The organism is Mesorhizobium sp. M1329 (genome assembly GCF_040318035.1).
In the GTDB taxonomy this organism is placed as follows: Bacteria; Pseudomonadota; Alphaproteobacteria; order Rhizobiales; family Rhizobiaceae; genus Mesorhizobium.
The window spans coordinates 39,371-54,801 of the sequence record NZ_JAMYLN010000003.1; the positions used below are offsets into that span (position 1 = coordinate 39,371).

13 protein-coding genes are annotated in these 15,431 nt (G+C 62.6%); 3 read left to right on the forward strand and 10 right to left on the reverse strand.

Annotation, left to right across the window (positions count from 1 at the left end):
• The first annotated feature begins 60 nt into the window (after positions 1-60).
• The gene (locus tag NKH21_RS03800; protein ID WP_352661183.1) at positions 61-1,800 is read left to right on the forward strand and encodes a relaxase/mobilization nuclease domain-containing protein; all 1,740 of its coding nucleotides are present in this window, start codon (positions 61-63) and stop codon (positions 1,798-1,800) included.
• 124 nt (positions 1,801-1,924) lie between these two features.
• Here NKH21_RS03800 and NKH21_RS03805 read toward each other — a convergent pair whose 3' ends face one another.
• From NKH21_RS03805 to NKH21_RS03850, 10 genes are all read right to left on the reverse strand, one after another.
• Positions 1,925-2,974, reverse strand: a complete 1,050-nt coding sequence (locus NKH21_RS03805) for an L-idonate 5-dehydrogenase (RefSeq protein WP_352661180.1) — start codon at positions 2,972-2,974, stop codon at positions 1,925-1,927.
• The gene (locus NKH21_RS03810; RefSeq protein ID WP_352452150.1) at positions 2,971-4,377 is read right to left on the reverse strand and encodes a TRAP transporter large permease; all 1,407 of its coding nucleotides are present in this window, start codon (positions 4,375-4,377) and stop codon (positions 2,971-2,973) included. The genes NKH21_RS03805 and NKH21_RS03810 overlap by 4 nt, the downstream gene beginning before the upstream one ends.
• 3 nt (positions 4,378-4,380) lie before the next feature.
• Positions 4,381-4,953, reverse strand: a complete 573-nt coding sequence (locus NKH21_RS03815) for a TRAP transporter small permease (RefSeq protein ID WP_352661178.1) — start codon at positions 4,951-4,953, stop codon at positions 4,381-4,383.
• A gap of 137 nt (positions 4,954-5,090) precedes the next feature.
• Entirely contained in the window at positions 5,091-6,011 is a 921-nt protein-coding gene (locus NKH21_RS03820; RefSeq protein ID WP_352489764.1) for a sialic acid TRAP transporter substrate-binding protein SiaP, read from the reverse strand.
• Positions 6,012-6,116: 105 nt separating this feature from the next.
• A complete protein-coding gene (locus NKH21_RS03825) occupies positions 6,117-6,836 on the reverse strand; it encodes a FadR/GntR family transcriptional regulator (protein WP_352661175.1) in 720 nt (239 codons plus the stop codon).
• 148 nt (positions 6,837-6,984) lie between these two features.
• A complete protein-coding gene (locus NKH21_RS03830; protein WP_352565700.1) occupies positions 6,985-7,890 on the reverse strand; it encodes a DMT family transporter in 906 nt (301 codons plus the stop codon).
• Between the two features lie 88 nt (positions 7,891-7,978).
• Positions 7,979-10,579, reverse strand: a complete 2,601-nt coding sequence (locus NKH21_RS03835) for a TRAP transporter permease (protein WP_352661172.1) — start codon at positions 10,577-10,579, stop codon at positions 7,979-7,981.
• A gap of 56 nt (positions 10,580-10,635) precedes the next feature.
• Complete coding sequence (locus tag NKH21_RS03840; RefSeq protein WP_352661350.1) at positions 10,636-11,589, reverse strand: TAXI family TRAP transporter solute-binding subunit; 954 nt, start codon at positions 11,587-11,589, stop codon at positions 10,636-10,638.
• Between the two features lie 94 nt (positions 11,590-11,683).
• Positions 11,684-13,015, reverse strand: coding sequence for an aspartate aminotransferase family protein (locus NKH21_RS03845; RefSeq protein WP_352661169.1), 1,332 nt, complete (start codon positions 13,013-13,015; stop codon positions 11,684-11,686).
• Complete coding sequence (locus NKH21_RS03850) at positions 13,012-13,917, reverse strand: MurR/RpiR family transcriptional regulator (protein ID WP_352661166.1); 906 nt, start codon at positions 13,915-13,917, stop codon at positions 13,012-13,014. Before NKH21_RS03850 ends, NKH21_RS03845 begins: the two co-directional genes overlap by 4 nt.
• A gap of 96 nt (positions 13,918-14,013) precedes the next feature.
• Between NKH21_RS03850 and NKH21_RS03855 the strand changes: the two genes are divergently transcribed.
• Together NKH21_RS03855 and NKH21_RS03860 are read left to right on the forward strand one after the other, a co-directional pair.
• Positions 14,014-14,862: a beta-keto acid cleavage family enzyme gene (locus tag NKH21_RS03855; RefSeq protein WP_352661164.1), complete on the forward strand. Its 849-nt coding sequence runs from the start codon at positions 14,014-14,016 to the stop codon at positions 14,860-14,862.
• A gap of 158 nt (positions 14,863-15,020) precedes the next feature.
• A complete protein-coding gene (locus NKH21_RS03860) occupies positions 15,021-15,413 on the forward strand; it encodes a GFA family protein (RefSeq protein ID WP_352661161.1) in 393 nt (130 codons plus the stop codon).
• The last annotated feature ends 18 nt before the right edge of the window (positions 15,414-15,431 follow it).

Sequence of the window (15,431 nt, forward strand, 5' to 3'; positions counted from 1 at the left end):
TGTGCGCTACTCGCATTTTTCGGTCTTTCCAACGGAAACCGCACCTCGTGGCCGCCTGGCATGAAACGTGACGATAGCTTTCGCGTCCGCCCTGGTCGCATCCGCTCCCGCGCCAGCCAGCGCGCGCGGCCCTTCATCTTTCAGGCGCTTGCGGCCACACAGCGTGCTGGCGGTCATCTTACAAGGGAGGGCCGGATCACCTCCCCACGAGCTTCAACGTTTGGTCGCGGCAGGTCAGCAAGCATCCGCGCCAGTCACCTTATCTCTGAGCGCTCACGAGGCGCCGTCGTCAAGACCCGTGTGGTGCGGCAATTCAGAGGGTCTGCACCACTCGCCACCCATCTCAAGTACCTTCGCCGCGAAGGTGTTACACGTGATGGCGAGAAGGCGAGGATGTTCGGCCCCGACACCGAAGAGGCAGACCATGACGCGTTCTCCGACCGCTGCAAGGACGATCGTCATCACTTCCGTTTCATCGTTTCGCCGGACGATGCAATGGAGCTCCGTGATCTCAAGACCGTCGCTCGCGATCTGATGGTCGACATGGAGCGCGACCTCGGCACGAGGCTGGACTGGATTGCCGTCGATCACTGGAACACCGCACATCCGCATGTTCACATCCTCGTTCGCGGCATTGCCGACGATGGCGAGAATCTTGTCATCTCGCGCGACTACATCCGCCAGGGCATGCGCGATCGGGCAAGCGACATTCTCACCCAGACGCTGGGGCTCCGCACCGACCTCGACATCCGCCAGGCCACAGAGCGGCAGGTCGACACTGAGCGCTGGACGCAGCTGGATCGCCAGCTTGTTCGCGACATTGACCGTCATGGCATCATTGAACTCGCGCCACATCCTGATTGTCAGCCCGACGAGTTCCTGGGGCTTAAGGTCGGCCGGCTCCGGCAACTGGAAAGACTGGGCCTCGCCTATGAAACCCATCCTGGCCAATGGATGATGGCCGAAGAGGCCGAGGCGACTTTGCGCGGCCTCGGCGAACGCGGCGACATCATCAAGCGCATGCACCGTAGCGTCACCGCGCGGGGGCTAGAAAGAGGGACTATGGAGTATGTGCTCGCGGCCGAAAAGATTGATGCGCCGGTGATCGGGCGACTGCTCGAACGTGGCCTCGACGAACTGCGCGGCTCGACTTACGCCATCGTCGACGGCATCGACGGTCGCCCGCACCACATTCGCTTCTATGACCCTGACGCGGCCGGGGACTCAGACCCAGGCTCGGTCGTGGAGTTGTGCCGCGATGCGGATGCAAATGGCTCTGGCAAGGTGCGTCTCGCCGTCCGCTCTGACCTTTCGATCGAACAGCAGGTCCATGCTTCCGGCGCGACTTGGCTCGATCGGCAACTTGTTGCGCGTAAGCCAGCCGAACTGCGCGACAGCGGCTTTGGCGGGGAGGTAAGACAGGCACTGGAAGATCGGGTCGACGAGCTTGTCAGGCGCGATCTGGCCAGGCGCGAGGGACAGCGCGTTGTTCTAGCGCGCAATCTAATCGATACGCTACACGATCATGAGGTGGAATCGCTCGGTGCCCGCCTCGCCGCCGAGACCGGCCTGTCATTCAGAAACGCTGCCAACGGCGACCATGTGGCTGGGATTTACCGGCAGCGTTTCTCGCTGGCTTCCGGCCGGTTCGCGATGATCGACAATGGTCTGGACTTCAGGCTCGTGCCCTGGTCGCCACCGCTCGAAAAGCGCTTTGGCAATCAGGTTTCCGGAGTCGTGTGTCCGGATACAGGGGGCATGGATTGGAGCTTGGGAAAGAAGCGCGGCGTCGGGTTGTGAGACGACACGCGCAGACTCTGTGTGATGCTAGTCTAGGAAGCCAGCACCGGGCGACTCACATTCTGTATGTACCTGCCCAGCCGACCGCCATGGTCGCTTTCAAAACAGGCCCGCAAATTCACAATCAGTCCGCGGTCAGCACGACCTTGACGCTCTGAGTGCGGTCGGCGGCAAGTCGGAACGCATCGGGGGCCGAAGAAAGCGTGCGCTCCGCTGTCACCAACTTGAGGACGTGCACCTCCCGCGACACAATGAGGTCGACTGCACGACCGAACTCTGTACCGAAGCGGAAGGTGCCTTTGAGGTCGATCTCCTTGGCCATCACCGCATTGGCCGGCAGTGGAATCTGGCCCCCGGGAAGGTTGCCGACCTGAACCACCGTGCCGCCGCGCCGGACGCTGGCGATCGCAGCAGCAAGGCCGGCCGCGCTGCCCGAAATCTCGAACGCCACGTCAAGCGAACCATCCGTCGTGAGCGCCTGGAGCTCGGCGTCGCCGCCGGAAATGTCGATCATCCTGTCGGCGCCCAATCTGCGGGCGAAGGCGAGCGGCGCGGCGGCGATATCGACGACGGTCAGTTCACCGCAGCCGGCAAGCCTGGCCGCGAGCATGGTCAAGAGACCGATGGGACCGGCACCGAACAGGATGACGTTGCAGCCCCTGATGTCGCCCGCCCGCGCGACGGCGTGCAGGCTGACCGCCAACGGCTCGGCAAGTGCCGCCGCCTGGTAGGCCACGTCAGATGGAACCTTGAAACATTGCGCGGGCGTGGCGTCGAACAGACTGGCGAAACCGCCCTGCATATGCGGCGTCTTCGATGCCGAGCCCATGAAATAGATGTTTTCGCAGAGATTGGCGCGGCCTTCCAGGCATCGCGCGCAATGCCCGCACCAGCGCGACGGATTGACCGCGATATGGTCGCCGACGCCCAGGCCGGGTGCCGCGCCGTTGATCTCGACGATTTCGCCTGAGATTTCGTGGCCGAGGACAAGCGGCGAGGTCACCACGAAGTCGCCGGTACGGGCATGTCGGAAATAATGCAGGTCGGAGCCGCAGATGCCCCCTGCCCCGAAGCGCACCCGCACCATGCCTGGCGCCAGCGGTTCGAGCGGACGCTCCACGACGCGCAGGTCCTGCGCGCCGAACAGCGTCGCGGCAATCACCTGGCCACTCACCGGATCAGGCCCATCTCGGTCGGCAGCCAAAGCGTGATGGCGGGTATGAAGGTGATCAGAAGCAGCGCCACGATAAGCGGCACCAGCCACGGCAGAATCGCCATGGTGGTGCGCTCGACCGAAAGCTTGGCGACGCGTGACAGCACGAACAGCACCATGCCGAGCGGCGGGTGCAAAAGCCCGATCATCAGGTTGAGCGTCATGATCAGCCCGAAATGCACCGGGTTGATGCCGTAGACAGCGGCAACCGGCAGCAGGATCGGCACCAGAATGGTGATCGCGGCGATCGTATCGAGGAAGCAGCCGACCACCAGCATCAGGATGTTGACCAGGATCAGGAAGACCCACTTGTTTTCGGTGAGCGCGAAAATGAAGTTCGAAAACAGCTGTGCTGCCTGGCTGACGGTGAGCAGCCAGGCGAAGATCGATGCGGCGGTGACGATGAAAAGCACCGAGGCGGTCGTCTCGATCGTGTCGAAGCTGGCCTTGGCGAGCAAACGCAGCGTCATCGTGCGGTAGCGCACCAGCCCGAGGAAAAGCGACCAGATCACAGCCGCCATCGCCGCTTCGGTTGGCGTGAACCAGCCCATAGTCATGCCGCCGATCAGGATGACCGGCGTCATCAGCGCCATGACCGCGGAGAAATCGAAATACCAGTCCGCCGCGATCAGAACCAGCAGCGCGATGCCGACCGCGATGTTGATCGACAGGCCAAGTTGCACAAGCACGTAACAGCCAATCGGAAAGGCAGCCACCACCAGCACCTCGCCCGCCGCTTCGGCGAGCCGCCGAAGCTCGAAAGGTGTGTCGGAGCCCCAGCCGCGACTGTAGGCAAAGATGGCGACCGTAATCATCATCAGCACGGTCATGACCACGCCGGGCAGGATGCCGGCCATGAACAGCGCGCCGATCGAGACATTGGCCATCATGCCGTAGATGACAAAGGGCAGCGAGGGTGGAAAGATCGGCCCGAGCGTCGCGGAAGCGGCGGTGACGCCGACCGCGGCGTCGATAGGATAGCCGTGGTCCTTCATCGCCTTGATCTCGATCGTGCCAATGCCGGCGGCGTCGGCGAGCGCGGTGCCCGACATGCCGGAAAAGATCACCGATCCGATGATGTTGACCTGCGCCAGGCCGCCCTTCATCCAGCCGACCAGGGCAAGGGCGAAGGAATAGATGCGTCCGGTGACGCCGGCGATGTTCATGAGGTTGCCGGCCAGGATGAAGAAGGGAACGGCGAGCAGCGGAAAGCTCTCCACCCCGGCGATCATGCGCTGGGCTGCGATGATATCGGGCGCGACGCCGTAGATGACGAGGTAAAGGATCGAGGCGGCCGCCATCGAAACAGCGACCGGCACGCCGATAAGCATCAGGACAAGAAAGCCCCCTACCAGAAGCAGCATCGCTCAGACCCCCGCCGTCTCGAACGCACCGGGACGCTCGAGCACCGAATAGCCGCGCCGATAATTGCCGATGAAGACCTGGATCGAGCGCAGAAGCATCAGCACGAAGCCCGCCAGAACGGCGTAGAAGAACCAGCGCCGCGGCAGGTTGACGGTGACCATGCGCTCATGCGCCACGATCGTGACGTAGCGCCACATCAGCCATGTTCCGTAGGCGAAGAATGCGATGCGGATAATATCGACGGCGAGCGCCAGCCAGCGGCCGACACGCTCCGGCAGATAGTGGTAAAGCACGTCGACGTGGATGTGGCGCGAGAGGCGCACGCACATGGCGGCGCCGAGAAAGACAACGACGACGAGCGCGTTGATGGCGATCTCCTCGGTCCAGGCAAAGCTGTTGTTCAGCGCATAGCGGGTGAAGAACTGCAGGAAGACACACACGACCATGCCCCAGAAAACAGCAAGCGTGACCCAGTCCTCGATACCGTGGTCCGACAGGTCGACGTGTACCGGCACCTCCTCGAAGGCGTGCACAATCTCTTCGACGGTGATCTCGGTGTGGTGTTCCTCGGCCATTGGCACGGGCTCCCGAAGCTGGTGGGTCGTCAAGGATTGGAAAGGCCGTCCGGCACGATTTGAAGCCGGACGGATGGGCAAGCGGCTAATCCGATCGCCGCCCTATCCTCTTGATTGAGCATCCGGTTTCCGATGCTCTACTTGATAGCGCGGATCGCTTCCCAATCGGCCTTGTTGTAGCCGAACTCCTCGAAGGTGACCTTCTCCAGCACATTCTTCTCGAAGTCGGCACGGTCGACATCGGTTACGGTGATGCCGCGGTCCTTGAATACCTGCACCAGTTCCTTTTCGCGGGCGACGATCTTCGCCGTGGCGCGGGCGGCAGCCTCCTGCATGACCTCGGTAAAGATCTTCTTGTCCTCGTCGGACAGCGAGGCCCAGCGCGACGCCGATATGATGGTGTTGAGATGATCGACGATATGGCCAGTGAGCACGATGTTCTTCTGCACCTCGTAGAATTTCTTCGCCTCGATGGTGGTCAGCGGGTTCTCCTGGGCCTCGACCGTGCCGTTCTGCAGAGCGAGATAGACTTCGGCGAAGGCAATCGGCGCCGTGTTGGCGCCGCAGGCACGCGGCATGGCCAGATAGGCCGGCACGTCGGGAACGCGCATCTTCAGGCCCTGCATGTCGGAGCACTTGGCGATCGGCCGGTTCGAGGTGGTCTGCCGCGTCCCGTAATAGGTGGTGGCGGCGATATGATTGCCGGTCTTGTCCTCATAGCCCTTGGTCAGGGCCTTGTAGACGTCGCTTTTGGTGTATTTCAGCAGATGGTCGGCATCGCGGAAAGTGTATGGGAAATAGGTGACGCCGATCGGAGGATATTCGCGCGCCGCGAAGCTCGATCCGGAAATGATGATGTCGACGGTGCCGAGCATCAGGCCCTGGTTGATGTCTGCTTCCTTGCCAAGCTGCGAGGCCGGATAGACGTCGATGGCATAGCGGCCCTGGGTACGCTTCTTGATCTCGTCGGCAGCCCACACGGACTCGGTGTGGAAGGGCTCCGTCGTCTCGTAGACATGTGCCCATTTCAGGACCGTTTCCGCCGAGGCCGACGTCATGGGTATGGCAATTGCGACGATCGCACCGAGCAGAACTGCGTATTTTCTCAGCATCTAATTCCTCCCTGGTTGAACTTGACGGCCGGATCTCCCCCCGGCCAACTGCTATTCCGCAACCTCCTTGGCTGCGGCTCTCTCATCGAAATTGCGTGAGAATCTGATTTGCGACTGGCGCAGGTGCTGCTGCATGGCGGCCTTGGCCCGCTCGGGGTCGCGCGCGGCAATTGCGTCGCGCACGGCACGATGTTCCTTTGCCGCGACCTGCCAGGAATCGCTGGTCTCGAAATAGATCGACAGGCGTTCGAAGTACGGGTTCATGCGCTGGTCGAAAAGCTCGCCGATGAAGCGCACCAGCACCGCGTTCTCGAGAATGCCGGCGACAGCGGTATGGAATTCCCGGTCGAGCGCAATGGTCATCTTGTTGGGGTGAAGCATGGCCTCCATCCGGCGCAGCACGTCGTCGAGCCGTTCGATATCTGCAGGCCGCACGTGAAGGGCCGCTTCGGCGGCGATCGCGCCTTCGACGAATTCGCGCGCGCGCAACAGCTCGAACGGGCCTTCCTCGACTTCGGGTTCGGAGGCGGCGGCGCTCGGCGGATCGGTGACGTAGATACCCGAGCCGACGCGGATGCGTATGCGGCCTTCGACCTCCAAAGCTATCAGCGCTTCACGGACCGTCGGGCGGGAAATTCCGAGTTGGTCGGCCAGATCCCGCTCGGTCGGCAGACGGTCGCCGACGGAAAACTCGCCAGCATCGATCAGCTGCCTGAGCTGATCGGCGACCTGTCGGTAAAGCCGGCGTGGTTCAACTGCCTGGATCGGCATGCGCGTTTAGTTCCTCCCGGGGCCACTCCTGGTACATTGGTCTGACCCATTGACCGCAGCTTAAACGGAGGATGCAGAGAGTCAAGCTCGACAGGCACCGCGGCCCGCGCAACCGGAACGCGGCGGCATTGCGCAAGCATTCCATGCGTCAGCGCCGTCCTCCGCGAATGACCAGGACGTTTCCGGCGGCGACGAGGACGAGCCCGATGATCGCGTACGCGGTCCAGTGATAGCCTTCCAGCGCCGTGGAGATCAAAAGCGCAAAGACGGGAAATATGACGGTCGCATAGCCGGCGCGGGCGCCGCCAATGCGTCCGAGCAGCGTCAGATAGGCGGCGAAAGCCATGACGGTCGATATGACGGCGAGGAAGACCAGCGAGCCAATATAAGAGGCGGTCGTCGCGAACACGAACGGCTCACCGAGCAGGAAGGCCAGGAACGCCGACCACAGAGTGCCATAAAGCATGCCCCAGGCGCTGGTTGAAACGAGCGGCAGGCCGCGGCGCTGGTTTGCGACGGAGACAAGATTGCCGGCGCAGAAGCTCAGCGTACCGCAGAGGCACAGCAGAAGGCCCACCAACGTGCCACCGGAAAGCCCGTTCGCGGCGATTTCGGGAAAGAACATCAGCGCTATTCCGGCGAAGCCGATGATGCCGCCGGCGAGAATGCGCGGCGCCGGGCGCTCGCCGATGACCAAGGCACCGAGCAGCATGTTGATGACCGAGGCGAGCGAGAAGACGACCGAGAGCAAGCCGCTGACGAGATAGCCGGCGCCATAATAGAAAAACAGGAAGTTCGACGAGAAGATGAGGATACCGAGCACAGCAAAGCGCAAATGATCGGTGATTGGAAAGCGGAGCCGCCGACCGGAAAAACCCGCCCAGGCAAACATCAGCAGCGTGGCGATGGCGAAGCGCCAGACCAGATTGACCTCGTTCGACACCCCGCTGCCGACCTGAAGTTCGATGGCGAACCAAGATGCGCTCCAGGCGATGACCGTCAGCGCGTAAAGCCCGTAGTCGACGGGTTCGAAGGGGCGGTCGCGCGTCGTCATGCGCATTTCCACGTTAGCCGGTTCCGCGGCGCCGTTTGGTTCTCTTGTTACTGACATGCTGGCCAAGACTCTTCCGCTCACAAGACGCTTACAGCCCAGCTATCCGCCTTCGCCGCTTCTGAACCCAGAAGACGAGACCGAGCAACAACAGGGCCGGGATGGTAAACCAGTAGCGCGACGGCCGTTCCGCAGGGACTAGCACCTGGTTGATTTCGTCGCCGGGCTGCAGGCCGAATTTGGCCGCCTGGCTGCCCAGTCGCACGACACCGACCGTCACGCTCTCGCCAAGCGCGCTGACATCCAGGCCCGCAGCCTTCAGGCGTTCGGCCGGTGAATTTTCAGGCCCGAGCTGTAGCCGAACCAGCTTCGATATCTCATCGCCGTTGAGGTTCAATGTCGTCAGGCGCAAGCGAACCGCGCCTCCCTCGGCTGTCTCGTCGACGATACGGCTGAGTTCGGAGGCGGGTACTGCCCGATACGGTTCGCTCACCTGATCGAGCAACAATCCCGGCCTGAACAAGATGAAACAGGCCAGAAGCAACGCAATCGTCTCGTACCACCGGTTGCGCACGAGCATCCAATTCTGCGTCGCCGCTACAAACGAGATCATGGCCAGCGTCGATGTCACCACCATCGCGACGAAATCGAACGGACCTTCGAGATCGATCATCAGCAGTCCGGTGTTGAAGATGAAGATGAACGGCAGCAGGCCGGTACGGATCTCGTACGTGAAGCCCTGAATGCCGGTCTTCACCGGATCGGCGCCGGAAATTGCCGCAGCAGCATAAGCCGCCAGCCCCACTGGCGGCGTCACGTCCGCCATCAGCCCGAAATAGAAAACGAACATGTGGACGGCGACCAGCGGCACGGCAAGATCGTTCTGCGCCGCCAAATCGACGATGACCGGCGCCATCAAGGTGGCGACGACGACATAGCTTGCAGTGGTCGGCATGCCCATGCCGAGAATGATGCAGATCACCGCGGTAAACAAAAGCATGACGATGAAGCTGCCGCCCGAGATGAATTCGACCAGCTCGGTCATCACCAGCCCGATGCCTGTGAGCAGAACCGTGCCGACGATGATGCCGGCCGTCGCAGTGGCAATGCCGACCGTCGTCATGTTGCGTGCGGCGGCGGACAGGCCACCGACCAGATCGTCGAAACCGTGAAGCCAATGCCGTGCCAGCGCGCGGTCCTTGCGGAAAAAGGCGGTGAGCGGCCGCTGCGTCACGATCAGCGCCATCAGGGCGACAGCGCCCCAGAATGCCGACAGGCCGGGCGACAACTCCTCCACCATCAGGCACCAGATCAGCAGGATCACAGGCAGCAGAAAATGCAGGCCGGTGCGCGCCGTTTCGCCGAAGTGCGGAATCCTGACTATCTCGCCCTCCAGATCCTCCAGCGGCAGGTCGGGATAGCGCGCCCGGTAGGCGACAAGGCCGATGTAGACGACGATCAGCGCGGCAGTGATCATCCAGGTCGCGGCGGCGCCGAAAACGATCTTCGTCCAGCCAATGCCGTAATAGACAAGCCCTGCGAGGACGATGAAGCCGCATATGCCCATCAGCCCGCGCAGCGCACCCTGAAATGCGGAGTGCGTGCTGCGTGACGGCAGGCCCTTCATCCCCGTTTTCATCGCCTCGATATCGACGATGTAGAACAACGAGCCGTAGGTCAGCAGCGCTGGGTAGAAGGCGTGCTTCACCACCTCGGCATAGGAGATGCCGACATATTCCGCGATCAGGAACGCGGCCGCGCCCATCACCGGAGGCATCAGCTGACCATTGACGCCGGCCGCGCATTCGATGGCGCCCGCCTTCACCGCAGAATATCCGACCCGTCGCATCAACGGGATGGTGAAGGTTCCGGTGGTCACGACATTGGCGATCGACGAGCCGGAAATCATGCCGGTCAGGCCGGAAGCCACGACACCGGCCTTGGCCGGACCGCCGCGGTATTTGCCGAGCAGCGAGAAGGCAAGCTGGATGAAAAAGCCGCCGGCGCCGGCGCGTTCCAGCAATGTTCCGAACAGAACGAACATGAAGACGACGTTGGTGGACACACCGAGGGCAACACCGAAGACCCCCTCTGACGTCAGCCACATCTGCGAGGCTGCGCGCGATAACGTCGCGCCCTTGTGGCCAAGCAGGCCAGGAAGGTGAGGCCCGGCGAAGATATAGATCAGCATGATCGCCGCGATGACGGTGATGGCAGGCCCGACGGCGCGACGCGCGGCCTCGAGCAAGATGAGGACGCCGGCGATCGAGACGACAAGGTCAGCCGTAGTAGGAAGACCCGGCCGATGGGCGATATCGCTGTAAAAGACCAACAGATAGAGGGCGGACGCCGCCCCGGCGATGCCTAGCACCCAGTCGGGCAGCGGCACGCGGCTGCGCGACGAGGTCTTGAAGGCCGGAAACGTCAGCATCGCGAGAAACAGGGCGAAGGCCAGATGGACGGAGCGGGCGATGCCGTCGCTGACGACGCCGAAATTGAGCATGAACGGAAGGGGCGAGGCATACCAGAGCTGGAACAGCGACCATGCCAGCGATACGCCGAGGATCAGTTTCGCGGTGCGGCCGGTCGGCTTGCGCCCACCGGTGTCGGCCTCGGCGACGATCTCGCTGAGCTTGTCGATGTCGATAACGGGTTGGTCAGGCGCTGCCGCCCGCTGGCTTTGATCTGTCATCGTTCCCCACAATTATTTGCGATGCGAGGCGCCGTGGGCGCCTCGCATTGAAGGCCTCAGAGCCAGCCCTTCTCCTTGTAATAGCGCTCCGCGCCCGGATGCATTGGCGCCGATAGACCGGTCTTGATCATCTCCTTGGGATCGAGATTGGCGAAAGCCGGATGCAGTTTCTTGAAGTCGTCGAAATTTTCGAAGACCGACTTCACCAGTTCGTAGACCACCTCATCGGGCGTTCTGGCATTCGTCACCACTGTCGCGCGGACGCCGAATGTCGTCACGTCGTCCGGATTATTGGCGTACATGCCGCCCTTGATGGTGGCGACCGAATAGTACGGATGAGCTGCCAACAGCGCATCCACTGCCGGACCGGTCAGCGGGATGAGTTTGGCGCCACAGGCCGTGGTCGGATCCTGGATCGCGGCGGAAGGATGACCGACGCCGTAGAAGAACCCGTCGATCTTGTTGTCGCACAGCGCGCTGCCCTGCTCGTCCGCCTTCAGCTCCGCGGCAAGCGAGAAATCGCCGAGCGTCCAGCCCATCTGCTTGAGCAACTCCTCCATGGACGAGCGGGTGCCTGACCCGGGATTGCCGACGTTGAAGCGTTTACCTTTGAAGTCCTCGAATTTGGTAACGCCGGCGTCCGGCCGCGACAGCACGGTAAACGGCTCGGGATGGACGGAGAACACGGCCCGCAGATCCTTGAACGGCTTGCCGTCGAAATTTCCGGCCCCCTCGTAGGCCTGGTACTGGACGTCCGACTGGGTCAAGCCGAAATCGAGGTCCCCGGTCTGGATGGAGTTGACGTTGAAGACCGAACCGCCGGTCGACTCCGTCGAGCATCGGATGCCGGTTTTCTGCCGGTCCTTGTTCATCAGTCGGCAAATGGCACCGCCGACGGCGTAGTAGACGCCGGTGACCCCGCCGGTGCCGACCGTGACGAAGCGCTGCTCGGCTCCGACGGATGGCAGCGCCAGCAGCATGCAGGCCGCCGCGCCGATCAGGGTTTTCATCGAACTGTACATGGTTGCTACCTCTCTGGTGGGTGTCCCGGCCCGTCGCCGATGACGCGTTGGAACTGGTTTGAGGCGGTCCGCGTCGTGCGGGTCAGGCCGCTGAAGCGATCGCAGCGTCGATCGCCTCGCCGAGCCGTTCGACGATCCGATCGATATCCTGTTTGGAAATGATGAAAGGCGGCGCCACAAGCACATGAACGCCCCGCACACCGTCAATCGTCCCGGCCATCGGATATATCATCAGGCCGCGGGCCATTGCTTCGCGCTTGATGCGGGCGTTGAGTTCAAGCCTCTGGTCGAACGGTTCCTTGCTGGCGCGATCAACCACCAGCTCGATTCCCCTAAATAGCCCCCGCCCGCGAATGTCGCCGACGTGATGGTGGTTATCGAAGCGTTGGTGCAGGCGTTCGTCCAGCTGCGCGCCCATTGCGCTGACGTTGTCGAGCAGACGGTCACGCCGGATGACCTCCTGCACGGCAAGGCCGGCCGCCGCTGCCATTGGATGCCCCATATAGGTATGTCCATGCTGGAAGAAGCCCGAGCCTTGGGCAAAGGTGTCGAAGATATGCCGGCCGAGCAGCACCGCGCCAATCGGCTGGTAGCCACCGCCGAGTCCCTTGGCGATGGTCAGCAGGTCGGGAGCGATGCCGTCCTGCTCGCACGCATGCAGCGTGCCGGTACGGCCCATGCCGCACATCACCTCGTCGAGGATGAGCAGCACGCCGTAGCGGTCGCAGATCGCGCGAATGTGCTTGAAATAATCGGCGACCGACGGCACGGCGCCGAGCGTGGCACCCACCACCGGCTCGGCGACAAAGGCGATGACCTCGTCCGGGCCGAGTTCGAGGATCTTGTCTTCGAGCTGCTGGGCGGAGCGCGCCGCATAGGCTTCGTCGCTTTCGCCATGCTTTTGATAGCGATAGGCGTAACAGGGGTCGATATGGTGGGTCTCGATCAGCAACGGCCTGAACTGGGCGCGCCGCCATTCGTTGCCGCCGGTGGCGAGAGCGCCGAGCGTATTGCCATGATAGCTCTGCCGACGTGCGATGAGATGGCGCCGTTGCGGCTCACCTTTCTCGACAAAATATTGCCTGGCCATCTTGAGCGCGGCCTCGACCGCCTCCGAGCCGCCGCTGACCAGATAGACATGGTCCAACCCCTTCGGCGCGTCCTCGACCAGCCGATCCGCCAAGCGCTCTGCCACCTCGGTGGTGAAGAAGCTGGTGTGGGCGTAGGCGATGCGGTCAAGCTGGGCGTGCAGTGCAGCGATCACGTCGGGGTGGCCGTGGCCGAGACAGGACACGGCGGCGCCGCCCGACGCGTCGATATAGGACTTGCCCTCGGCATCGAACAGTTCGATGCCTTGGCCGCGAGCGGCGACCGGCAGCGTCGAGTGGATGGTTCGATGAAGAATGTGTGTCATCGACGGTCCCTTATAGGCATTTTCTTCGGCGGACGCTGGTTCAGATGGGTCTTGAGGGCGGCGCCCTGCTCATCGAAACGTCGCAGCGACTCAACAGCGCCCTCGCCTGCCTGCCCTGCGACAAGAGCACCGAGGACCTCAGCAACGATGAAAGCTGGCGTCATGGTGTGGAAAAAGGACGGGCTGCCGGTCGGCACGACGACCAGGTGATCGGCAAGCAGCGCCAAGGGCGCTACCCCGCTGTCGGTGATCGCAATGACCGGTACGCCGCGGCTGGCAGCGTACTCGACGAGCTCGATGGTGAAGCGCGTGTAGGGCAGGACGCTGGCGGCGATCAGCACGTCGTCCTTTGTCGCATGGGCCAGAGCGTCACCGTCGGTTCCGCCGATTCCGTGCAGCAGCACTGACTTCTCGCCGATCAGCGACAGGATGTAATGCAGATGCCAGGCGACTGCGTGGCTTGAGCGCAGGCCGAGGCAATAGACGCGTCTTGCCGCACTCAGCGCCCTGGCCGTCTCGACCAGACGGTCGATCGACCTGCCTTCGGCGAGATGGGCAAGCTGGCTGGAAATCGAATCCAGAATATCGGCCGCCAGCGCGTGGTCGCCCTTGAGCTTTTGGCTGGCCACCTGAAGGCCCGCCTTGCCGGCGAAACCGATTTCGCCGTCCCGGATCGCGGCGGCGTAGATATCGCGTACCGCCTCGTAGCCATCAAGGCCGAGATGCTGGGCCAGCCGCGTCATCGTCGCCGGCTGCACTCCTGCGTGCCGGGCCTGCTCGCGCATCGACAACAGCGCGACATCATACGGCTTATCAAGGACATAGCGCGCGGCGGACCGAAGCTGCGCCGACATGCCGTCGAAGGCAGTGACGATCTGTCCAGCAAGCTCTTCCTGGTCCATGGATATTGCTAGCTCGCCAGACCAGCGATTGCAACGTCTGTTTCAGTGTGGTCAAAGATTGATTCATATGAATCTTGTCACTCACAGAACGTCCCGATGAAGCCGGCCCATGGTCTCGACCGCATCGCCATAGCCGTCGCGCCGAACGGGGGACGTCGCAGCAGGGCAGACCATCCGGCGATTCCGCTGACACCAGCCGAACTTGCGAGGACGGCCGCGGAATGCGCCGATGCCGGTGCAGCTATGATCCACGTCCATGTCCGCGACAGAAGTGGCAATCATCTGCTCGACGCCGACGCCTACCGCCAGGCGATCGCCGCCATCCGCGGTGCTGCCGGCGACCGCTTGGTAATCCAGATCACCTCCGAGGCGCTCGGTATCTATTCGCCGGCTCAACAGATGGCCGTCGTACAAGATGTGAAGCCGCAAGCTGTCTCCCTGGCGCTTCGCGAAATCGTTCCTGATGCCGGATCGGAACTCGCCTTCGCGCGCTTCATGGCCTGGCTGCACACCGAGGGGGTTGCGCCGCAGATCATCCTCTATTCGCCCGAGGAGGCCGTCAGGCTTGCGGACATGCAGCAGCGCGGACTGATCACCTGGGCAAGCATACCGGTTCTCTACGTGCTAGGCCGCTACACGCCGGGACAGACGTCCGTTCCTGCCGATCTCCTGCCATTCCTCGCGGCGAACATGCCGCGCTTCGACCATTGGAGCGTGTGCGCCTTCGGCCGCTACGAAGCGGCGTGCGTGACCGCCGCCGCATTGCTTGGCGGCCATGTCCGGGTCGGCTTCGAAAACAATCTTTTCCTTCCGGACGGCAGCATAGCCTCGTCCAACGCCGAACCGGTAGCGACGGTCGCACGCATACTCGCCGACTGCGGCGTCAAGATCGCCTCGGCCGCCGAGTTGGCCGCTCAATGGAACGCGCCGTTTCGTTCCATATGACAAACCAAAGCCTATTTTCGGAGGCAAGCTCGCGTAAGGCAGATAGAGGCGGCTGCAATGTCATTCGCCGACGCGTCCCCGCCCGCGGCGCGGCGATTGCAACAACAGTGCCGGTCGTTGTAACCATTCCGGCCGCTTGATTTTGGAGGAGACGCAGCATGGACCGATTCACCGGCGGTTGCCTGTGCGGCAACGTCCGAATTGTCGCGTCGGGGCGCCCATACCGGGTCGGCCTTTGTCACTGTCTCGACTGCCGCAAGCATCATGGCGCCCTTTTTCACGCTTCCGCGATATTTCCTGAGGATGCGGTGACGATCGACGGCGAAACACGCGACTACGCCGGGCGGTTTTTCTGTCCCCGCTGCGGCTCCTCCATTTTCGCACGCACGGCAGACGAAATCGAAGTAAACCTGGGGTCCCTGGATGCGCCTGACCAGCTTATGCCAACCTACGAAAGCTGGATCATCCGCCGCGAGTCCTGGCTGCCGCCGTTTCCGCTCACGAGACGGTACGAGCGCGATCGTGACGCCACGGGTCGCTTTGAGGAATAGGCCGCACGAACGGTGCGG